The organism is Bradyrhizobium sp. Ses1, assembly GCF_059512365.1.
The window spans coordinates 1-21,035 of sequence record NZ_JCAMOQ010000061.1 but is presented as its reverse complement, the minus strand read 5'-3'; the positions used below and the strand labels follow the sequence as shown (position 1 = coordinate 21,035).

Sequence of the window (21,035 nt, the reverse complement as noted above, 5' to 3'; positions counted from 1 at the left end):
CTGGTTTTGAAGGGTTGACCTTGCCGCTCAGAAAATGCGGTCACACGGCGCGACCCGCAATTGACTCCCATCGGATCAGAGCCAACCGATTGGCAGCAAAATGAGTGCCCCCAAAGTGATCCGGGCAGGCCGCCCAAGCTCCACCGACACGGAGGTAACGGTGTCATGGACGAGATCGAAGCAAGGACGATCCGCAAGATAATGTGGCGTTTGCTGCCCTTCCTCTTCATCTGCTACTTCGTCGCGTACCTCGACCGGGTGAACGTCGGTTTCGCCAAATTACAGATGAATTCGGCGCTCGGCCTGTCGGAGGCTGCATACGGCTTCGGTGCGGGCCTGTTCTTCATCTCCTATTTCCTGTTTGAAGTACCATCCAACCTTGCGCTCGATAGGTTCGGCGCTCGGCTCTGGATCGCCCGCATCATGCTGAGCTGGGGTGTCATCTCTGGATTGTTCGCCTTCATCCCCTCGATCTCAGCGGCTACCGGGATCTCGACCGAGTGGGTGTTCTACATCCTCCGTTTTCTGCTCGGTCTCGCCGAGGCGGGCTTCTTTCCCGGGATCATTTTTTACCTGACGCTGTGGTTCCCCTCGATCTACCGCGCCCGGGTCGTCTCGCTGTTTATGCTGGCAATACCGTTCTCGTCGATTGTGGGCGGCCCGATTTCCGGGGCTCTGCTGAACATCGTCGGCGCTGGATTGGATGGCTGGCAATGGCTCTTCATCCTCGAAGCCTTGCCGTCGATACTAATGGGCTTCGGGGTCGTCTTCTACCTGACCGATCGACCGGCGCTTGCCACGTGGCTGGCCAACGACGAGAGGGGCTGGCTCGAACAACGGCTAGAATCCGAACGGCAGCATAAGGTGGCCGTCGAGCACCTGGGCATCGTCAGGGCGCTCACCGACCTCCGTGTCCTTGCTTGCGCGTTCGTCTACTTTTGTCTGAACGCGGCGAGCTATGGTGTGGCGTTCTTCTTGCCGACGATCATCAAGGACTTCGGCGTGAGCAACTTCCAGACCGGTCTGCTGTCCGCTGTGCCGTTCTTGTTTGGCGCCGTCGGAATGGTCCTCCTGGGCCGCAACTCCGACCGCACATTGAGGCGTCGGGAGCACGTTTGCTTCGCCATGCTTCTCGCCTCGATCGGTCTGGCCGGCGCGGGTCTCGTCTCCGCCCCGGCGCTGGTGCTTGGCTTCCTCTGCCTGAGCCAGATCGGCGTTTCCGCGACGCCCCCTCTGCTATGGCCGATACCCAGCGCGTTCCTGACGGGAGCTTCGGCTGCAGCCGGGATCGCGGGGATCAATGCGCTCGGCAACCTGTCCGGGTTCGCCGGGCCTTTCCTTATGGGCTACCTCAAAGATGCGACCGGCAGCTTCACCGCCGGGCTGCTGGCCTTGGCCGGTTGCGCCTTGGTCGGTGGCCTCGTCGTCCTGACGCTTAAAGTTAGTCCGCGACTAGAGATGGCCGGCGCTGCGCCGGGCGGGCCCGCACCGGCGGCGGCCCGTTGAGAGGACCAGGCGATGAGAGTCGATGAGTTTGGGATGTGGACCGATTCCAGGTGAAGCCGTTCCCGGTCGCCAAGGCATCTGCGTGAGAGAGCGCTCCACGCCGCCGCGAAACGAGATAGCCGCTGTGGTAACGCGCAGCCATCCCATCAGACCGGCAGGTGAGGGTTCTCCTTCAGGAGCCAGACTCCGGTTCAGCCTGGATAGAACCGCGGGGGCAACGATCACTCCCATATTTCGCATGCGACCGAAGGATTCTTTGCACAAAGCCGAGGCCGGCAGGTTTCACGCAGCGCTACGCTCTACACGAGCTGTCGCCGCCCAGAGTTCCGAAGCGGCGTAAATTTGAGAGCGGCAGCATCCGCCGCTTCGTACGGCCGGGCGGCGGCTCAAAGGCGGGGATCGGGCCGTGCTGGTCTTGGCCTCTGCGTCCTTTACAGAGGCCGGGATTCAGTCTGATAGGGTCGCGGAGCCCTGTCTGGACCGCCGCTCATCGCTGAGCTGGGCCTCGCGCGGCATCCGGCCGCGTAACCCGTTCTAAGGGATCAAGATGGCGCCTGAAGGTCGGCTTCAGGCCCTCTAAGGCTGGCGGCTCTGCACGGGAGAAGTCCCGAAAGGTGGGTTTCTCTCGCCTACCGAGAACACCTGAGCCGTAGCGATTGAGCAAGTTTCTTTACAGGTTCTCTCCCTCCGCCATTTATGCGAGTTTGTACGCCGGACTACGATTTGGACGGTGTTGCACGCGATATCACGCCGTTGCACACGCAGGGCATTCTAGAGCTTTGCTTAGCGGGTGGTTCAAGGCAACGGTCTCGAAGTGCATAATGCAGACATCTAAAACTGTCTAAGCGGTGAACGAGAGGTGCGAACGATCTCCGCACCTCCCACCAACGGGCTTACAAAAACCCGATAGAAATCCACGGCACTACAGCCACTAGAAGTGTGCCGAGGAGTAAGGCCAGTATGTACGCGACGATCGGACCCATGCCTTCGTCGGGATGAATTCGACTGATCGCGCAGGCTGCGTAATAGCCAACGCCGAAGGGCGGGGCAAAAAGACCGATTCCCATCGCGAGAACGACGACCATCGCATAGTGGACCTCATGGACGCCCACTTGACGAGCAATGGGGAAGAGCAGTGGTCCAAAGAGCACGATGGCAGGAATACCTTCGAGTACACTCCCGAGGATGACGAACGCGATGATGGTGACGATCAGAAATGCCGGCGCACCACCGGGCAAGGAGGTCATGAACTTCGCAAGCCATGCCGAGAAGCCCGACTGGGTCAAAGCCCAGGCCATTCCCGTCGCCGCACCGATGATGAAGAGGATCGCGCCGGAGAGAGCCGCGGTCTCAACCAGCATCGGATAGAGGCGACGCCAGTCAAACTGGCGATAGATGAGAAGCCCAGCCAATATGGAATAGACGATGCCGATTGTCGAAACCTCGGTCGCAGTCGCGACCCCTTCGATAACCGCGGCGCGGATCACAAAGGGAAGGGCAATAGCGGGAATAGCAATCAGAAACGCACGACCAACTTCTCGGCCCGTCGCTCGCTTGACGTGGGATAAGTCCTGCCGACGGTATCGCCACCACACGACCGCGCACAGCCCGATCGCGAGCACGATGGCTGGCAATAACCCACCGGTGAACAGCGCGGCGATTGACACGCCGGTCACCGATCCGATCGTGATCAGCACCAAGGAGGGAGGGATCGTCTCGGTCTGGGCGCCGGTAGCCGCCAACAGTGCGACGAGGTCGCCGCGCTTTGCGCCGCGCTTGGTCATTTCAGGGAAAAGCACGGGCGCTACCGCCGCCATGTCGGCCGCCTTGGATCCTGAAATGCCTGAGACCAAGTACATCGCACCGACCAACACATACTGGAGGCCGCCCCGGACGTGGCCGAGCAGGCTGGCAAGGAACCCGACCATGGCGCGTGCCATGCCTGTCATTTCGATTAACAGACCGAGAAATACAAACAGGGGTACCGCAAGAAGGATGAGATGGCTCATGCCTTCGTCCATGCGGCCGATGACAACCACGTCGGGCGTGCTGGTGGTCAGCGTGATATAGCCGATGGTTGCCAGGCCGAACGCGAAGGCGATCGGCACCGCCGCAAAAACCATCGCCCCGACGATGAATACAAAGAAGATCAGCAAGTTGAGATTGCCGAGCGGTTTCAGCACCGGCGCTAGTAGCGCCAGAACTGCGACCAGCGATCCCACCGCGACGACGGCCCCAACGAGGTGCTTGAGATTGGCCGTGGCCGCCAGCCTTAGGCTTGCGACGATCAGCATCAGGCCAATTCCGACCGGAAGCGCGGCGGCCCGCCAGGTGTTGACGATGCCCAGTGCAGGAGTGGTGACATAGACTTCGTCGGCCGCGAACTCGTACGCCGGTTGAATGACCAAAAGCAGGAATGCCAACGATGCGGCTGTCGCGAAAACATCGAGGAACAACCTGGCTTCAGGGCGGATCATGCCGATGACCGCCGTCATCCGCATATGTTCGGCTCGTTGGAAAGCGATAACTGATCCCAGCATCGCGAGCCATAGGAACAGAATGCCAGCAAGTTCGTCCGACCAGACAATCGGCGCCTGGAGCACGTAGCGGGAAATGATGCCGACAAAGAGGACGATCACCTCGGCAACGACGAGCAGTGCGGCAGGGACGGCGACGACAGGCTTGAGCGCGCGGTTCACGCTCACGACAATCTTTCGCCATCCGGAGGCCGGTTCGGGAAGGGCAAGAGCCGCCCCTTCTATGTGTCCGTGTTCCATGGCGGTCAACCCAGCTTACCGGCGGCTTTCTCGAGCTGCGCCCATGCTTCTTCACCGAATTTGGCTTTCCAGTCGGCATAGAAGCTCGTCTTCGCCAGCGCCTGGCGGAAGACCGATCGGTCGACCTCGAGGAATTGCATGCCCTTTGCGGTCAAATCGTTGCGTAGGGACTCGCTGAGCTTCGCGATATCCGCCCGTTCATCATTCGCAGAGCGATCGAACTCGCGCGTCACGATCTCTTGCACGTCTTTCGGAAGCTTCTCGAAGGCGCGCTTGTTGCCGAGAATCCAGTAGTTGTCCCAAACATGCCCGGTCAGGCTGCAGGTCTTCTGCACCTCATACAAGCGCGCCGTCGCGATGATCGGAAGCGGATTTTCCTGACCATCAACGACCTTGGTCTGCAGCGCGGAATAGACTTCGTTGAAGTTGATCGGTGCCGGACCCGCGCCAAGAGCTAGAAACAGCGAAGTCAAATTCGGAGCAGCAGGGACCCTCAGCTTGAAGCCCTTGAGATCCTCCGGCTTCTTGATCTCGCGCCCCGAGGACGTAATGTGCCGGAAGCCGTTGTCCCACGGCTTTGACACCGCCATGATCGGCGTCTTTGCAATCTGCGCGCGGATATAGGCGCCGAGTTCGCCATCCATGGCCTTCCACACCGCATCATAGTTGGGAAATAGGAAGCCCAGGTTGACGGTGCCGGCGGCCGGCACGAGCGTGGCCAAGATCAGAGAGGAGAGGTTGAAGAATTCGACACTTCCGTTGCGAACTTGTGTCAAGAGATCGGTATCCGAGCCGAGTTGATTGGCGGGGAAAACGTTGATCTCGAGACGTCCGCCGGTCGCCTCCTTGATGCGATCGGCCGCTTCTTTGGCGCGAACGTTTACGGGATGCGTCGGGTCCTGCCCGGTCGCAAGCTTGTATGTGAATTCTGCCGCCGCAGCGGGTCGTGTGAGGATGGCGCAGAACGGGACGGCCGCGCCGGCCAAGAGTAATTTGCGACGACTGATGGCGATCGGTTTACGTTGGGTCATGGGTTCCTCCTTGTTAGTGCGAAGTGGTCTATTCACCGGTAGCGGGACATGATTGCAGCTTCGACCGGCTCTCGGACGCCGGGTTCGGGTAGCAGCCATCCTTCTGCGCGGTGGGGCCGCGCAGCCGATGTTTTTTCGCAGTCGAACGTGACGAAGGGACGATGCGCGCTTAGCGCAGCCACTCCTTGATCTGCCGCGAGACTTCGGCAGTGGAAATTCCGTAGCGATCGTGCAGCGTGGGGAGCGCCCCTGCGGCAAGAAACTCGTCGGGTAGCGCGACCTGACGGAAGGCAGGATGGACTCCCGAACGCATCAGCAGAGCCGCAACCGCCTCCCCGAGGCCGCCGATGGTGGTATGATTCTCGGCGACGACAACGAGGCGACCGGGCTTGCCGGCCTCGCGCAGGATCGCTTGCTCATCGAGCGGCTTGATGGTCGGAACATGCAGCACGGCAGCATCGACTTTGTCGTCAGCAAGCGCTTTGGCGGCTTCCAGCGCGCGCATGGTCATGATGCCCGAAGAGATGATCAGGACTTCCCGCCCGTCGCGGATTAGCGACGCCTTGCCGAGCTCGAAGCGGTAGTTGTATTCGTCGAGCACAAGCGGCACCTGGCCGCGCAGCAGTCGCATGTACACCGGTCCCCGATGAGCGGCGATGGCCGGAACGATTTGCTCGATCTCATGAGCGTCGCAAGGATCGATCACCGTCATGTTCGGTATCGCGCGGAAGAGGGCGAGGTCTTCCGCCGCCTGGTGGCTTGGGCCGTAACCGGAAGTGAGGCCGGGCAAGGCGCAAGCGATCTTCACGTTGCGGTCCTCTTCCGCAATCGTCTGATGAATAAAGTCGTAGGCGCGTCGCGACGCGAACACCGCATAGGTCGTCGCAAAGGGCATGAAGCCTTCGGCCGCCAATCCAGAGGCGGCGCCGAACAGCAGTTGCTCGGCCATGCCCATCTGATAGTAGCGATCCGGAAACTGCTTCGCGAAGATATGCAGGTCCGTGTACTTGCCGAGATCGGCCGTGAGCCCGACGACCTCCGGCCGGCTCCGTGCCAGTTCGACGAGCGCGTGGCCAAACGGCGCAGGTTTGGTCCGTTGGCCTTCGGCCGCGATCGACGCGATCATTGCAGAGGTAGTGAGCCGCGGTTTCCCGGGGCTAGCTGGGGCTGCCGATTTCATGACCTGTCTCCCGCATCGAGTTCTGCCAGGGCGAGCTGCCATTCGTGCGGCTCAATCCGGATGAAATGGTTCTTTTCGCGCTGCTCCAGGAAAGGAACGCCCTTTCCCATGAGGGTGTCGGCGACGATCACGCGCGGTTGCGGTTCGGGGTGCGAACTCGCTGCGTCAAAGGCCGCTACGACGGCGTCGAGGTCATTGCCGTCGACCCGGCCTACGAACCAGCCAAAGGCTTCGAGCTTGTCGACCAACGGCTCGAATCCCAGCATCTGCTTTGAGGGGCCATCGGCCTGCTGATTGTTAACGTCGATGATCGCGATCAGATTGTCGAGCTTGTGGTGTGCTGCCGACATCATCGCTTCCCACTTCGAACCCTCGTCGAGTTCTCCGTCGGAGAACAGTGTGAAGACGCGACTTTTGGAGCCCTTTCGCTTCAAGCCGAGACCCATGCCGACCGCGATACTTAGTCCGAGGCCCAGTGACCCGCCGGACATTTCCATGCCGGGCGTGTAGGAGGCCATGCCAGACATTGGAAGACGGCTTTCGTCGAAGCCGTACGTCTCCAGTTCGGCTTCCGGGATAATGCCGGCCTCGATCAGTGCGGCATATAGGGCGATGGCGTAGTGGCCGTTGGAAAGAAGGAAACGGTCACGATCTTCCCAGATGGGCTCCTCGGGCCGGTAGCGCATCGCGTGAAAGTATGCGACCGCTAGCACATCGGAGATGTCGAGAGCCTGCGCGATGTAGCCTTGGCCTTGCACTTCGCCCATGAGCAGGGCGTTACGGCGAATGTTGCGCGCACGCTGTGCAAGGGTCGGCGTGTTAACAAACGTATTCGTGGACATCCTTCTCTCCATCGCTTCTCTCAGTGAATGAGCATCCCGCCGTTGACGTCGATCACCGCGCCGGTGACGTAGGCGGAAAGGTCCGAAGCGAGGAATGTGTAGATTCCCGCAACATCCTTCGCTTCCCCGAGCCTTCCCAGCGGAATGCCTTCCAGAATCTTCGCCCTCATTTCGTCAGTGAGCTTGCCGGACGTGATGTCGGTGCCGATCAATCCCGGCGTGACGCAGTTGACGCGAATTCCATCGGCGCCAAATTCCCGCGCCATCGCCTTGGCAAGCCCAAGGACGCCCGCCTTTGCTGCCGAGTAGTGCGGTCCACCGAAAATGCCGCCACCGCGCTGGGCTGATACGGACGACATGCACGCAATGGATCCGGACTTGCGCTTCTGCATGTGCGGAATCACCGCCTGAGACAGGAACAGTATGCCCTTGAGATTGACGTCCTGAATCCGGTCCCAGTCGCCCGGCTTGATGTCGAGGAACTTCACCGGCTGGGTAATACCAGCGTTGTTGATCAAGACGTCGATCTGACCGAAGACGCTGGCGACGGTTTCGACCGCTTTCAGGCAAGCGGCCTGGTCGGCGACGTTGCAAGCCACTCCAATATGAGCGTCGCCCAGATCTTTTGCGGCGGCTTGCGCGGCGGGGCCATCGAGATCGAGGATAGCGACGCGAGCGCCTTCTTCGGCAAACCGTCTGGCGGTCGCGAGGCCAATTCCGCGCGGCGAAGCCGCACCTGTAATAATGGCTGTCTTGCCGCGAAGCAGCATTCGATCCTCCCTGTGTCTATTCTTCCAAGGCGCTGCGGTCGGCAGCCGGTCCTCTTCACCCCATTCCTAGGTCCGAGGCGCTGCAGGGACAAACGCGCTGTTGTCTTGGATATGTGAATCTGGTTCACTCATAGGCATGCTGCTGTCGAGCATCCCGATCTCGGCGATCCGAGCCTTCGAGGCGGCTGCGCGCACCGGCTCCTTCAGCGGCGCGGCCGACGAACTGCATTTGACTCCGAGCGCAGTCAGTCACGCCATCCGCAAGCTCGAAAGCACGATGAGCACCACTCTGTTCGAAAGGAGTGCACGTTCCGTCCGTCTGACGCCGGCGGGCGAAAACCTGATGCGTCACGCCGGCGCGGCTTTTGACAATCTGCGACGTGGCATCGAAGAGGTTGCCGGTCGCGGGCCGCAGCTCTTGAGGGTGCATTGTGCGCCAAGTTTCGCCGCGCAATGGCTGGCCCCGCGATTGACAAAATTCCTCGCTGCCGAACCGCGGCTCGAAGTGAGGCTTGCCGCCAACACCGACTATGCTCGGTTCACCAATGACGACTTCGATCTTGACATTGTTTATGGTCAGCCGCGCGGCGAAGGCGTCGATGTGATACCTCTTGGGGAAGAAACTGTTACCCCGCTTTGCACGCCTGAAGTCGCGAAAAAGATTCGCAAGCCAAAGGATCTTTTGGGCGCGGTGCTCATCCGTTCAGACGTTAAGCAAGTGCAGTGGCATCAATGGTTCACTGCGAACGGACTTGAGCCGCCGGCCATCCACGGAATGCGTTTTGATCGCAGCTTCCTCGCGATAGCCATGGCATGCGGCGGTGTCGGCGTTGCTTTGGAATCGACTCGTCTGGCCGAGCGTGAAATGGCATCTCGCAGATTGGTGGCGCCGTTGGTCGGTCGTTCTGTCGACATTCGATACGTCGGCCATCATCTGGCATTTCCGCGTGCAAGTCGGCAACGCCGCGCCCTGCGAACGTTCGTGGATTGGATCACGTCGGAACTCGCGCTGGCCGATAAGGGTTAGTTCGAGTTGAGTTAGGAAAACCCGCTGGCCATCTGCCAGCCGGTGGCGCAGTGCGCTCTCGCCGCTGTGCATCAATTCCGATCATCGCGCGGCGGCTGCCTTCGGAGGGCAAATGGTCGCCCGACATGCAAGGGACAACGCATCCGACCAGTCCCAAGGATCGTGTTTTGCAGCATCTGTGACCTCGCCGCCACGCTCATTCATACGCCGCACCACGCTGCGTCGCGAAACTGGCATAAGGTACTGTTGTCGATGAAAAGATCTATCAGCGGAAAGAGATTCTGTCGGAGACAAAATACTATCTTCCAGCGTAGCTTAGAGTGTGGGTTTTGGTCAAGGAAAGACAGAAACGCTTTATCTTTCAATGGGGATTGACTGACACTCTCTCCGCCATTTACACGATTTTGTACCCCAAACTACGATTTCGCGCGCTGGGGTTCGTTAGTTGTGCCGAATGCACGCCAGTGGCTTGCATGAGGGACTCCAAGTGATCGTCCCATCAACAAGGATGTGGACGCGCCGATCTTCCAGGTGCCGTTGGGGCGAAGCATCAGCGGCAAATCTTCGGGCGCGATACCGAGCCGTTCGACTAGGTCGTGTGGACAGTTACCTTATCCAGAGCAGAGTAGCGGCGATGGTGACAACGGCGAAGTAGTTTCGCGGGGTCTTTTCGTAGCGCGTGGCGACACGCCTGAACTGCTTCAATTTTGAGAAACAGCATTCGACGAGGTGACGCTCGGCGTAAAGGGGCTTGTTGAGCGGATATTTCTTGGTCCGCGAAGGATTATTTGGAATGACGGCCTGTGCGCCCTTTGCGGCGATGGCGGTTCTGTACGCGTCGGAATCGTAGGCCGCATCCGCCATGACGAACTCGGCTGCAAAACCCTCGACGAGGGGCTGGGCTTGTGGGGCATCGCCGGCTTGGCCTGCCGTCAGGAAGAAACGGACCGGACAGCCCAAGCCGCGGACGGCCATATGGATCTTAGTCGTCAGGCCGCCGCGCGATCGACCGATGGCCTGATTTTGAGCCCCCCTTTTGCGCCGCTGGCGTGCTGGTGGGCGCGGACGATGGTGGAATCGACGATCAGGTATTCAAAGTCCGGATCATCCGCCAGCGCCTCGAACATGCGCAGCCAGACCCCTTTGGCGCTCCATCGGCTGAAGCGCCGGAACACGCTATTCCAGTCGCCGAACGGTTCAGGCAGATCGCGCCACGGCGAGCCGGTGCGCACAATCCACAAAACGCCCTCAACGAACATCCGGTTATCGCGCCCCGTCGAACCGCGCTGGTCCGGCCGGCCGATGATCAAGCCGGATATTCGATCCCATTGCACATCGCTCAGAACCAGCCGATCCATGACACCCAAGACTTCCTCCTAAAAGAAAGCCTTGAATCACGTTCAATCTGATTTGAGAATCCCAAGAGTCCACACGACCTAGCTCGCGACCATCGGGCCGCCCGGGTTTGCCGCGCGTTCGTCTCTTCATCGACTCGGTTGCCGCTGTTCTCGGCCCCGGACGGCGTCTTTGGCGGTTGTGCTAATCGATGAAGGCCGCAAGCTCGTCCGGTGTCCCTGAGGGGAAGGCTTCCTTGAGAAAGTCGAGGAACGCGGATACGCGAGCGCTCAGCAATCGGCGCGATGGATAGAGTGCCCAGAGGACGATCTCCGGTCCGTCGACATCACCCCAGTGGACAAGCTTGCCGGCGGCCAGATCGTGACTCACGAGCGACACAGGAAGGCGTGCGGCGCCCACGCCTGCGCGGACCGCATCGCGGACCATGACGATCGACGACAGGCGAAGCACCGGGGCGGTCGTGATCCGAGAGTTTCCGCTTGACGACTTCACATCCCATGCGGATGTCAGATCGCTCACCCCGCGCACCACGGTCGGAACGGCAAGATCGCGCGTAGGACGACTTAGGTCGGGGCTCGCCACCACCACCAGTCGATCGCGCATCAGGATTCGTCCGACAAGGGTTTCGTCCGGATCCGGATTGACCCTGATCACCAGGTCATAGCCTTCCTCGATCATGTCGACGGCGCGGTCTTCCGTCGTGACCTCGAGCCGAACCTCCGGGTATCTCAGCGCGAACGCGGCAGCCAGCTTTCCCATCGCGGTCTGCGAAAAAAGCAGAGGCGCGCTGACCCGTAACCGGCCTCGCGGCTTGTCCCCGCCCGAAGCGATCGCCGCCGCCGTCTCGTCGAGCTCGGCGAGCAATGCTCCTGTCCGCTCAAAAAGCGCTCGACCTTCCTGAGTAAGCTTCAGTGTGCGCGTTCCGCGCTCGAACAACCGCAGATCGAGGCTGCTCTCCAGTTCCGAGACTCGGCGGGAGAGCGTCGCTTTCGGGCGGCCGGCGGCCCGGGCGGCCCGTCCAAAGCCTCCATGGCGGGCGACGAGGTTGAAATCGGCGAGGGCCAGCAAATCCATTCGTTCCACCAGTGAGACGATCTGTCTAAATATAGCGTCTATCTGGCTGAATTTGGATCACTAATTTGCGGGGGTGTCGCAACCCACCCGGAGTGATCCCCATGACCATCCTCGTTACCGGCGCCACCGGCAATGTCGGCCGCCACGTCGTCCAACAACTCGTCGAGCGCGGCGCCGATGTCCGTGCCCTCGTGCGCGATCCTGCAAAGGCCAACTTCCCGGCAAGCGTTAACGCCGTGAAAGGCGACCTGCTGGACGTCGACTCGCTGCGCAGCGCGTTCTCGGGCGTCTCGACCCTGTTCCTGCTCAACGCAGTGGTGGCGGACGAATTCACCCAGGCGCTGATCGCGCTCAACCTGGCGCGAGAGGCCGGCATCGAGCGCATCGTGTACCTGTCGGTGATCCACAGCGACGTCTACGTGAACGTGCCCCACTTCGCCGGCAAGTTCGGAGTCGAGCGGATGATCGAGCAGATGGGCTTTAGGGCCACCATCCTGCGCCCCGCTTACTTCATGAACAACGATCTCACGATCAAAGACGTCATGACTGGCTACGGCATCTACCCGATGCCGATCGGCAGCAAGGGCCTCGCCATGATCGACGCGCGCGACATCGGCGAGATCGCTGCTATCGAGCTCGTCCGCCGCGAGACGTCCGTCGCGTCGCTTCCGCTCGACCGGATCAATCTCGTCGGTCCGGATGTGCTGACCGGCGCGAAAGCTGCCGCCATCTGGTCGGAGGTGCTGGGTCGCACGATCGCATATCCGGGCGACGATACCGCCGGCTTCGAGAAGAACCTGAGGCAGTTCATGCCGAGCTGGATGGCCTTCGACATGCGGCTGATGAGCGAGCGCTTCCTCACTGACGGAATGATCCCCGAGGCCGGCGACGTCGAGCGTCTGACCGCTCTCCTGGGCCGTCCGCTGCGCTCCTATCGCGACTTCGTCGCCGAGATCACGGCCGCTGCCTGATGGCAGCGGCTTCACCCAAACGCGACAACCAAGGAATACGACCATGATCCATTCGACCGCCACCGTTCCGGTGAATCCGAAAGGCGAGATTCCGCTGACCCGCGCGCAGGTGTGGAAGGGCCTTGTTCTCAAGGCCCGCGACGCCCGGCTGTTTCTTCCGCCCAATCTCTGCACGCGTTGCGAGGTGGTAGAAGAAAGCAAGACGCACATCGTGCGTGAAGCCACGATCGCCGGCGACGATCTGCGCGAGATCATCGCCTTCGAGCCGGAGAAGAAGGTGACCTTCTTCCAAGCCACCGGCCCGCGCGAAGGCGCGATCGTCAACGAACTCTTCGAGGACGAGGTCGGCGCCCTGCAACTGCGGTTCTATTGCTACACGGGGCTGCGCGGCAAGAAGCCGAATGGCCCCGAAGAGCAGGCCGAGCAGGCGCAGTTTGACAGCGACAAGGGCTACAAGGCCGCCCTGCTGTCCACGCTAAAGCGGACCCGCGAATTGCTCGCGGAAACCAAGCTCTGATCATCACCCCGAAACCGCGGCACGACCTCCTGAGAGGCGTCCCGCCATTCAAGGAGGCATCCATGAGCAATCCCACGAACGACAGCACCAGGACTTCCCCATCGAAACTGTTGGTTCTTGGCGCGACCGGCGGCACCGGACGTCTGATCGTCAGCCAGGCGTTGGCGCGCGGACATCAGGTCACCGCGCTGGTGCGTTCAACCCAGAAGGCAAGCGATCTGAAAGGCGCCAAGCTCGTCGTCGGAGACGTCCGCGACGAACAAGCGTTGCGCGAAGCCCTCGAGGGACAGGACGCCGTCGTGAGTGCGCTCGGCACGCCGGCAAGCCCCTTCAGCGAGGTGACGCTGCTCTCGACGGCAACGCGCGCACTGGTGAGCGCGATGAGGCCGAGCACGTGTCCCGCCTGGTTTGCATTACGGGGATCGGCGCCGGCGACAGCGCCGGACACGGCGGCTTTCTCTTCGACAACTTGATCTTTCCGCTTCTCCTGAAGAAGGTGTACGCCGACAAGAACCGCCAGGAAGCCGTCGTCAGAGACAGCGGGCTCGACTGGATTCTCGTTCGGCCCTCCGTCCTGAATGATCAGCCCAGCCGCGGCTCGGTCCGGGCCCTGACGGATCTCTCCGACTTCCATGGCGGAAGCATATCGCGACAAGACGTTGCGGCGTTCGTCCTGGATCAATTGCGCGCCGATGTCTGGCTGCATCGTGCTCCGTTGATCACCTGGTGAACGCGATTCCGCGCACCGTCTGGTCCGTAACGCGTACGAGTGCGCGGAATGTGAGCTTGACTGTGCTGGCGTTCACGATGTGGGGCGCGCCAAGCGGGGTCGGCATCATTCTGCGCGTGGAAGCCATCATCCGCGTAGGCGACATGCTGCTCATTCTTGCAGAAGGCCCCACGAAAAGCGCCTTCGGTATGCACGGTCTCACGGCCGTGATTATGGTCGAAGTGCTAGAGTTGGAGGCAATGCATCGCCGCGTGCAACGTGGCGCTTTTCTCGGCTGGAGCGGTTTGCTGTCAGACAGAAAGTCGATAATATAGCGATAATACGTGAGTTTTGGTATCGGGGAAGGGCTCAGTGACCAAGGAACGAGAGTTGCCTCTCATCGCCCTTCGGGCGTTCGCCGTCGCCGCACGTGCGCACAGTCTGAGTTCCGCGGCGAAAGAACTCGGGGTGACTCACGGAGCGGTTAGCAAGCAAATTCGGTCCCTCGAGAGTTGGCTGGGTCAACACGTATTCACGCGTGAGGGAAGGGGCCTTACGCTGACCCCCTATGGCAAGATACTCGCAGAACAGTTGGGGCAATCCTTCAAGGATATCGGAGCCGCTTGCGAGTACGTGAGACGCCAGCGAAGCAAGACGGTTCTTGCCATAGAGGCACCCTCCACATTCGCAATGTACTTTCTGATGCCCCGATTGAGACGTTTCGAGGTGCGCAATGCCAACGTGTCGGTTTGGATTTCAACGCGCATGACCGGCGAGACCCCCGACATATCGGCCAATGATTTAGTGATAACGAGAGGCACAGCGGAGCGAATTGGATCGTACCTCAAGGATACCACGGCACTTTTCACCGAGAACCTTACCCCTGTCAGCGCGGAGGTCCTCTTGCAACGTCGCCCCGTTAAGAAGCCGGCTGATATCCTCAAGCATTCTCTGATCACATCGGCAACGCGTCCGGGGCACTGGGAAGCGTGGCTGCAGGAGGCCGGGGTCTGCGATTATCTGCTTGAAGGCGGCCACCGATTTGATCACATGTTCGTCGCGATGCATGCGGTGCGCGAAGGATTGGGGTCGATTGTAGCACCCAAAGAGTTCTTCGCTGGCCCGAGCAGATGGAAGCTGCGCTGTCCGCTCCCAGGCATCGCTGTGAAAGGCGAGCAGTACTTCGCGCATTCTACTTCGAGAGCTGATCCGCGACATGTCAATCGCGTCGTGGATTGGCTGAAAGAAGAGATCGGGAAGTAGCGCACCCACGAAACGTGCCGGTCAATTTTGTCCGGCGCCGGCGGATTTCTGCGTGCCAGAATACTGAGTTCGGACGTCTCTCCGCAAAACGATTTCGCGGATGTCCTCTGCTGGCTGGGACACTTACTACAACTCACATATAGGTGCATTTAATTCGATTGAAACTCTCGCTCGCGAGCGGGAATGTGCCGCCATGCACGATTTGCCCACCCGAGCCTTATCCATGAACCAACGCCTCGCGCCCTCGCAGAATCCCGCTACGGGAGTCGACGTGAACGGAAGATTTTATGCTGCGCCCAAACGTCCCACCGTCGTGGTGTGTGTCGACGGTTTCGACCCCGCTTATCTGGAGCATGGCATTGCGAACGGCACGTTGCCCACGATGAAGTCCTTCAAAGAACATGGCTTTGTTGCAATCGCGGATTGCTCGATGCCGAGCACGACGAACACCAATAATACGTCAATCGTCACCGGCGTGCCGCCGGTCGTGCATGGGATCAACGGAAACTATTATCTCGATGCGGAAACCGGCAAGGAGATCATGGTTACCGACGCCAAACGCCTTAGGTGCGGCACCATCCTCGGTGCATTGAGTCGGGCTGGCGTAAAGACGGCTGTTGTGACCGCGAAAGACAAGTTGCTGAAGGTACTCGCTTACGAGATGAAGGGGATCAACTTTTCCTCGGAGTACGCCGGCAAAGCCAATCTGAAGGAAAACGGTATCGATAACGTCGAAGAATTGGTGGGGCGCACTACGCCGGACCAATACTCGGCAGATCTCTCGCAGTTCGTCTTCGACGCCGGTGTCAAGCTCCTGGCGACTGAGCATCCAATGCTCATGTACCTGTCGACCTCCGACTACGTCCAACACAAACATGCGCCGGGCGAGCCCGAAGCTGACGCGTATCATCAGGCTGTCGACGAGGCGATCGCGTCCCTCATCTCGCTTGGAGCAACTGTTGCGATTACTGCAGATCACGGGATGAACGACAAGTCTGCCAAGGATGGCACTCCCAATGTCGTGTACCTCGAGGACGAATTGAACTCACGGTTCGGCGACGGCTCGGTGCGCGTGATTTGTCCGATTGCGGATCCATTCGTTCGTCATCACGGGGCGCTCGGTTCCTTTGTTCGGGTGCACCTGCGAAAGCCTGGCGATGTCCACGCGATGATTGCCTTTGCCAAGACGTTGCCGGGAATCGAACTCGTTTTGGATAAGCAGCAGGTATGTAGGCAGTTCGAACTGCCCATCGACCGTGAGGGAGATTTTGCGGTCTTCAGCGATCGGCCCACCGTGGTGGGCGCTCGACGGGAGGATCATAATCTCAGCCAGTTGGCCGGCCATCGGCTGCGCTCGCACGGTGGCCTCGGCGAGCAGAAGGTGCCGTTCCTGATTTCGCGTCCGATCAGCGAGCAATACAAGGAAAAGGCAAAAGCCGGACCGCTGCACAACTACGACATTTTCGATTTCGCGCTGAACGGAGTTGTCGACTAGACAGCAAAGCGCCAATCGAGAGCGGCGGTCCGTAGCTGCGCGAACCGCTGATCGTTCCGTCCGTCAATGTCTATCCCTACAAGCACGCGATAGGCTTCCCAAAGGTTTTGCAAGGCCGTCCGGCGCAACACTATGCCGAATGCTACAGCATCACGTCCGGGGTTACACTGGTGAGGCATCCGCCGGCCTCAATTCCGGCAGGCCTCGACTCCCAAGGGACGCTCTTCGGCCTACAGGTCGTTGGCCCGCGCAATGGGCGTGCGTCGCTTAGGGACGAACGCGGATGATCGTCTTCCCCTTGCGTCGCTCGGTCGGGTTTAAGGCGATGACGGCATCCTCGAGGGTCGAGACGTTGCCGATGTTCGTCCGCAGTCGTCCGTCCCGCACCCGCTGGACGATCTCACTCAGTTGGGCACGATCGGACTCGACGACGAAGTCGACCGCGAGGCCGTCGGCGGGCCGTGCCTCGGCCGGCCCGACGATAGACACCAGCGTTCCTCCGGCTCGAATCCGGCCTGCGGACCGCTTCCCGATGTCGCCGCCGATGACATCGAACACGAGATCGACTCCGCCGACGTCTTCCAGGGCGTCGTTGTCGAGGTCGACGAACTCCTTCGCGCCGAAGTCGAGCACCGTCTGACGGTCGGCGGCGCGTCCGGTACCGATGACGTAGGCGCCGGCCTCTCGTGCGAGTTGCGTCACCATCGACCCGACTGCGCCGGCCGCACCGTGCACGAGGACGCTCTGCCCCGCCTGAAAGCGGCCGTGCTCGAACAGTCCCTGCCACGCGGTCAGGCCCGAGATCGGCAGGCTCGCGCCGACCGTGAAGTCGACATCGCCCGGCAGCGGCGCGAGGTTGCGTGCCTCGATCGCCACATACTCGGCCAGCGTGCCGTCGCGATACCAGTCCGCGAGGCCGACCACCCGCTGTCCCACCGACAGACCGGTCGTGCCATATCCGAGAGCGGTGACCACTCCGGCCAGCTCGTGCCCCAGGATCGACGGTGTTCGATCACGGTCGAGGCGATCGGTCCAGGTCGAGGGCCACGCCAGCTCAGTCGGGACGAATCCCGACGCATGAACCTGAACGACGACGTCGTTTATCGCTGCCTGCGGCTCGGGCCGCTCCACCAGCGTCATCCCGGCCGTTCCCGCCGCTTGGTCCGTCACAACGATCGCTTTCATGATAATTTTCTCCTCGGTCATTTGTCTCTTTGGCTCGGGAGCGTGGACGCGCCGGCTATCCACAAAATGTCAGCCATTGTCGAAGTCCGGTCTCCATCCCTGCGATCTGCGCTGTCTGCATTGACCGGGGTTCCCACCAAGCCTGATGCATCGGGATCGCTCCGGTCGCCGGTGTTGGCGCATAGATGCGCTGCGGCTGGTCATAAAACAGTACCAAGATTGCCAATTTTGGCTGTACCATCGCGCAATGGCTGGCCTCCGCATCCGACTTGATCGTGCCAGAAGGACCCCGCTGGCTGCCCAGATCTATTGCGCGGTCAGAGAGGGTATCGAGAACGGGCGGCTCACCTCGGGCGCGCGGTTACCCTCTTGGCGCGATCTGGCCGCTCAGCTCGGAAGGACTTGATGTCGCCGCTGGCGTCCAGACCGCCGGTGGAGCGACATTGCCAGTTGTAACGCGAGGCCAGCAGGCACCGCTCGGAATGACGATGTCGCTGCCGCGGCGGCTTGCACTGATCGCCTGGGCTCGGCGGAACGACGCCTGGATCATCGAGGACGATTACCTGAGCGAACTGCAGCTGAAAGGACGGGCGGCTCCGGCTCTCTCTCGACGGCCGGGAGCGAATAATATTTCGACCTTCTTGCGCTGTCGTCGTGATGCTCGACCCTTCCAGGATTTGGCAAGCGCCCGCGCCATGTCGCGGGCTCTTCATGAAGCGAGCGAGGTACCTTTCGAGCAGGCGGGCAGCAATGTCGATTGTTCAGACAAGAAGCCGCCGCGCAGGCTATTGGAACAAAAGCATGCAATGTCGGTTGGCCACCAGTTGTCCAAGGAGGAGAGCAATGGATTGGAATCGCGTTGAGGGCAATTGGAAGGAAATGAAAGGTAAGGTCAAGGAGCAGTGGGGAAAGCTCACCGATGATGACCTCGACGTCATCGCGGGAAAGCAGGACCAACTCGAAGGACGTTTGCAGCAACGTTACGGCTATGCGAAGGACCAGGCCAGAAAAGAGATCGATGACTGGTACGGTCGTCAGAAGTGGTAACTTCAAGAAGCCCCGCTTTTGCGGGGCTTTTTTGATCGGAGGTCCAGGGTTTCGACGTCCTTCAGGACAGGAACAAAATGTCGCACCGGCACGTTCTTCATCTGTAATCGGAATGGAGGAATGAGATGAGGAGCTACCTTCTTGCCGCCGCCTTGATGGTGTCGTTTGCCGCCCCCGCTTTGGCTGAAGACGTTGGCGTTGGGGTTCAAACCGGACCGGTTGGCGGAGGTGTCACTATCGGTGAGCCTCGCGATCATCGCGACCGCGATCGGACCACCGTCATCAAAGAACGTGAGCCTCGCGAGACCGACAGGACCACGGTCATCAAGAAAGAAAATGAGGACGGATCTCGCGAGAAAACCGTCATTCATCATGACAACGACTGACCGGACGACTGGTGACGGCCGGCAACAGCCGGAGAAAATTGGAAAAGGCGATCGGGCCATCAAGCGGGCATTCTTGGATCCGCAAGATACTGCCTGGCCCTTCAACTTCTGAAAGAGCCTCCGCTCCCTAGCGGGGGCTTTCTCATACGAGGCGGCATGGTCGTACAAGCGCTTGGTCGGAGGTGGGACCCGTGCGATTCCCGTCTACGACGAAGTGCGCTATCATCCGATTCGAGCGCGGCCCGCGCCTCCCCCCTCCGATCGGGAAAGTATTGTTCATACCGGGCTACCTGATCATCGAACCGACTGTTCGAGCGCCAAGCATAAGGAGGGATTGCGAAGATTGCTCGCAATAGGAGGTTGCCGATGAAGCTGTCTGCGCCGCTCTACCATTTGAAGCGCAAAGCCAAACGACTATCCCGCGAGGAAGGTATTCCACTCCATGTCGCGCTGAATCGCATCGCCCTTCAGGAAGGCTATCGCGATTGGAGCCTGCTTGCGGCGAAGCTGTCCGCGTCCAGGCCCGCCGGCAAGCTGCTTGCTCGGTTGAAGCCTGGTGACCTGGTGCTGGTGGGCGCGCGCCCGGGCCAGGGCAAGACGCTGATGAGTCTCGAGCTCGCCATTGAGGCCATGAAATCCGGCAATCGCGCCGTGTTCTTCACGCTGGAGTATACCGAAAGGGACGTTCTGGATCGCTTCCAGGCCATCGGCGCGGAGTACGCGCGGTTCGACGGACTGTTCGAACTCGACTGCTCCGACGCGATAAGTGCCGATTACATCACGAGGGTGTTGGCGACGGCAGCTCGCGGCACCCTGGTGGTGGTGGACTATCTGCAATTGCTCGATCAGAAACGTGAACACCCCGGATTGGCCGAGCAGGTTCGCGTGCTGAAATCGTTCGCGCGGGAGCGCGGGCTGATCATCGTCTTCATCTCGCAGATCGATCGCTCCTACGATCCGGCGAAGAAGACGTGTCCTGACGTTGGCGATGTCCGGCTGCCTAATCCGCTGGACTTGCGGCTGTTCAACAAGACGTGCTTCTTGAACAAAGGCGAAGTCCAGTTCCGGGCCGTGAGCTAGCGCGGGCCAATCCGGTCCTGCTCCTGTCGTGTGCCAAATCGATCGTGCGCGACAGGCTGCAACGCCCCGTTGCTCCGTTTCTGATATCGCCAGTCGTGTTCACGCCTTCGGCAGGCTCGGCGGAAACCAATCGTTAGGATTCGGTCGGGTCCGCTTTTTCCGGCTTCGATTCGTTCTTTGAGAACGAAATGAAGTCGGATGCAGAACAGTCAAAGACAGGTGCATCGCCCGCAAAACAGCGCGCCCCGCCGCGGGCGTGCTAGTCGCCTCTCTTGCATTCACTCTCGCGCGCAACCACTGTCCGGCAACGCGCTAAGGGGCGGCCGCGATGGCTTCGATCTCAATAACGAATTCCGGCCGCACCAAGCCGGCCACCATTATCAGCGTCGTCGCCGGCGGCGTTCCCGGAAACTGCCGGTCGCGCGATCGCCTGTAGCCCTCCATGTGCTCACGGGCCGTCACATAGACGCTGAGGCGGACGACGTTCGCCAGCGCCATCCCGTCCTCGGCAAGGATCGCCGCCATGTTTGCGAAGCAGAGATCGGCCTGCGCTTCGCTGTCCGCGGGAATCCTCTCATCTGGAGCGATGCCGAGTTGCCCCGCAGTGATCACCAGGCGGTGGCCCGCCGGCACGGCGATCCCGTGGCTGTATCGCGCCAAGGGCGGTCGAATCGACGAGGGAGATAGTGCACGCATGGCGACCATCCTGAATGGAGACAAAGGGCAGATGACGCAGTCGATGCTAGGGTTCAGACTCAATTGATCCAATAGGCGACGACTGCGGCGATGTGGACGGCAGCCAAGAAGTTTCTGGCGAGT

Annotated in this window: 18 protein-coding genes and 4 pseudogenes; 12 read left to right on the top strand and 10 right to left on the bottom strand. The window is 60.6% G+C overall.

The features are described 5' to 3' along the window. The first annotated feature begins 165 nt into the window (after positions 1 to 165). Positions 166 to 1,506, top strand: a complete 1,341-nt coding sequence (locus tag AC5ZG5_RS39835) for an MFS transporter (RefSeq protein ID WP_456646356.1) — start codon at positions 166 to 168, stop codon at positions 1,504 to 1,506. A gap of 893 nt (positions 1,507 to 2,399) precedes the next feature. On the opposite strand, the gene AC5ZG5_RS39830 is transcribed toward AC5ZG5_RS39835, so the two are convergent. From AC5ZG5_RS39830 to AC5ZG5_RS39810, 5 genes are all read right to left on the bottom strand, one after another. Beyond that, entirely contained in the window at positions 2,400 to 4,283 is a 1,884-nt protein-coding gene (locus tag AC5ZG5_RS39830) for a TRAP transporter large permease (protein ID WP_456646368.1), read from the bottom strand. A 5-nt stretch (positions 4,284 to 4,288) separates the two neighbouring features. Further along, positions 4,289 to 5,314, bottom strand: a complete 1,026-nt coding sequence (locus AC5ZG5_RS39825; protein ID WP_130226744.1) for a TRAP transporter substrate-binding protein — start codon at positions 5,312 to 5,314, stop codon at positions 4,289 to 4,291. Between the two features lie 169 nt (positions 5,315 to 5,483). Next, the gene (locus AC5ZG5_RS39820) at positions 5,484 to 6,494 is read right to left on the bottom strand and encodes a transketolase family protein (protein ID WP_130226743.1); all 1,011 of its coding nucleotides are present in this window, start codon (positions 6,492 to 6,494) and stop codon (positions 5,484 to 5,486) included. Continuing rightward, positions 6,491 to 7,336, bottom strand: a complete 846-nt coding sequence (locus tag AC5ZG5_RS39815) for a transketolase (protein WP_456646357.1) — start codon at positions 7,334 to 7,336, stop codon at positions 6,491 to 6,493. The genes AC5ZG5_RS39820 and AC5ZG5_RS39815 overlap by 4 nt, the downstream gene beginning before the upstream one ends. Before the next feature lie 20 nt (positions 7,337 to 7,356). After that, positions 7,357 to 8,106, bottom strand: coding sequence for an SDR family NAD(P)-dependent oxidoreductase (locus AC5ZG5_RS39810; protein ID WP_456646358.1), 750 nt, complete (start codon positions 8,104 to 8,106; stop codon positions 7,357 to 7,359). Positions 8,107 to 8,245: 139 nt separating this feature from the next. Here AC5ZG5_RS39810 and AC5ZG5_RS39805 point away from each other — a divergent pair, with 139 nt between their 5' ends. Beyond that, positions 8,246 to 9,133, top strand: coding sequence for a LysR substrate-binding domain-containing protein (locus tag AC5ZG5_RS39805; RefSeq protein ID WP_456646369.1), 888 nt, complete (start codon positions 8,246 to 8,248; stop codon positions 9,131 to 9,133). Positions 9,134 to 9,739: 606 nt separating this feature from the next. Here AC5ZG5_RS39805 and AC5ZG5_RS39800 read toward each other — a convergent pair. Together AC5ZG5_RS39800 and AC5ZG5_RS39795 are read right to left on the bottom strand one after the other, a co-directional pair. After that, positions 9,740 to 10,491, bottom strand: a pseudogene (locus tag AC5ZG5_RS39800) (IS5 family transposase). A gap of 181 nt (positions 10,492 to 10,672) precedes the next feature. Next, positions 10,673 to 11,563 carry a LysR family transcriptional regulator gene (locus AC5ZG5_RS39795; RefSeq protein ID WP_456646360.1) on the bottom strand — a complete coding sequence of 297 codons (891 nt, stop codon included), beginning with the start codon at positions 11,561 to 11,563 and terminating at the stop codon, positions 10,673 to 10,675. A gap of 101 nt (positions 11,564 to 11,664) precedes the next feature. Here AC5ZG5_RS39795 and AC5ZG5_RS39790 point away from each other — a divergent pair, with 101 nt between their 5' ends. The 6 genes and pseudogenes from AC5ZG5_RS39790 (at position 11,665) to phnA (ending at position 16,518) form a co-directional block, all read left to right on the top strand. Beyond that, positions 11,665 to 12,534: an SDR family oxidoreductase gene (locus AC5ZG5_RS39790; protein WP_130226739.1), complete on the top strand. Its 870-nt coding sequence runs from the start codon at positions 11,665 to 11,667 to the stop codon at positions 12,532 to 12,534. Positions 12,535 to 12,577: 43 nt separating this feature from the next. Then, on the top strand, positions 12,578 to 13,051 hold the full coding sequence (locus AC5ZG5_RS39785; RefSeq protein ID WP_456646361.1) for an SRPBCC family protein: 474 nt from the start codon (positions 12,578 to 12,580) through the stop codon (positions 13,049 to 13,051). Positions 13,052 to 13,113: 62 nt separating this feature from the next. Further along, positions 13,114 to 13,781, top strand: a pseudogene (locus tag AC5ZG5_RS39780) (NAD(P)-dependent oxidoreductase). A gap of 56 nt (positions 13,782 to 13,837) precedes the next feature. After that, positions 13,838 to 14,005: pseudogene (locus AC5ZG5_RS39775) on the top strand (DUF4267 domain-containing protein); the annotation flags it as partial. Between the two features lie 127 nt (positions 14,006 to 14,132). Then, positions 14,133 to 15,023, top strand: a complete 891-nt coding sequence (locus tag AC5ZG5_RS39770; RefSeq protein WP_456646362.1) for a LysR substrate-binding domain-containing protein — start codon at positions 14,133 to 14,135, stop codon at positions 15,021 to 15,023. A gap of 223 nt (positions 15,024 to 15,246) precedes the next feature. Beyond that, positions 15,247 to 16,518: a phosphonoacetate hydrolase gene (gene phnA / locus AC5ZG5_RS39765; RefSeq protein WP_456646363.1), complete on the top strand. Its 1,272-nt coding sequence runs from the start codon at positions 15,247 to 15,249 to the stop codon at positions 16,516 to 16,518. A 267-nt stretch (positions 16,519 to 16,785) separates the two neighbouring features. On the opposite strand, the gene AC5ZG5_RS39760 is transcribed toward phnA, so the two are convergent. Next, the gene (locus AC5ZG5_RS39760) at positions 16,786 to 17,703 is read right to left on the bottom strand and encodes an NADP-dependent oxidoreductase (protein WP_456646364.1); all 918 of its coding nucleotides are present in this window, start codon (positions 17,701 to 17,703) and stop codon (positions 16,786 to 16,788) included. A gap of 145 nt (positions 17,704 to 17,848) precedes the next feature. On the opposite strand from AC5ZG5_RS39760, the gene AC5ZG5_RS39755 reads away from it, so the two are divergent. Then, the gene (locus AC5ZG5_RS39755) at positions 17,849 to 18,109 is read left to right on the top strand and encodes a GntR family transcriptional regulator (RefSeq protein WP_456671279.1); all 261 of its coding nucleotides are present in this window, start codon (positions 17,849 to 17,851) and stop codon (positions 18,107 to 18,109) included. A gap of 201 nt (positions 18,110 to 18,310) precedes the next feature. Here AC5ZG5_RS39755 and AC5ZG5_RS39750 read toward each other — a convergent pair. Then, positions 18,311 to 18,447: pseudogene (locus tag AC5ZG5_RS39750) on the bottom strand (IS5/IS1182 family transposase); the annotation flags it as partial. A gap of 99 nt (positions 18,448 to 18,546) precedes the next feature. Between AC5ZG5_RS39750 and AC5ZG5_RS39745 the strand changes: the two are divergent. The 3 genes from AC5ZG5_RS39745 (at position 18,547) to AC5ZG5_RS39735 (ending at position 20,216) form a co-directional block, all read left to right on the top strand. After that, positions 18,547 to 18,750, top strand: coding sequence for a CsbD family protein (locus tag AC5ZG5_RS39745; RefSeq protein ID WP_028166602.1), 204 nt, complete (start codon positions 18,547 to 18,549; stop codon positions 18,748 to 18,750). A 125-nt stretch (positions 18,751 to 18,875) separates the two neighbouring features. Continuing rightward, complete coding sequence (locus tag AC5ZG5_RS39740) at positions 18,876 to 19,136, top strand: hypothetical protein (protein WP_130226734.1); 261 nt, start codon at positions 18,876 to 18,878, stop codon at positions 19,134 to 19,136. Between the two features lie 366 nt (positions 19,137 to 19,502). Beyond that, complete coding sequence (locus tag AC5ZG5_RS39735) at positions 19,503 to 20,216, top strand: DNA helicase (RefSeq protein WP_456646366.1); 714 nt, start codon at positions 19,503 to 19,505, stop codon at positions 20,214 to 20,216. Positions 20,217 to 20,528: 312 nt separating this feature from the next. Here AC5ZG5_RS39735 and AC5ZG5_RS39730 read toward each other — a convergent pair whose 3' ends face one another. Then, complete coding sequence (locus AC5ZG5_RS39730; protein WP_456646367.1) at positions 20,529 to 20,912, bottom strand: RidA family protein; 384 nt, start codon at positions 20,910 to 20,912, stop codon at positions 20,529 to 20,531. Positions 20,913 to 21,035 lie beyond the last annotated feature (123 nt).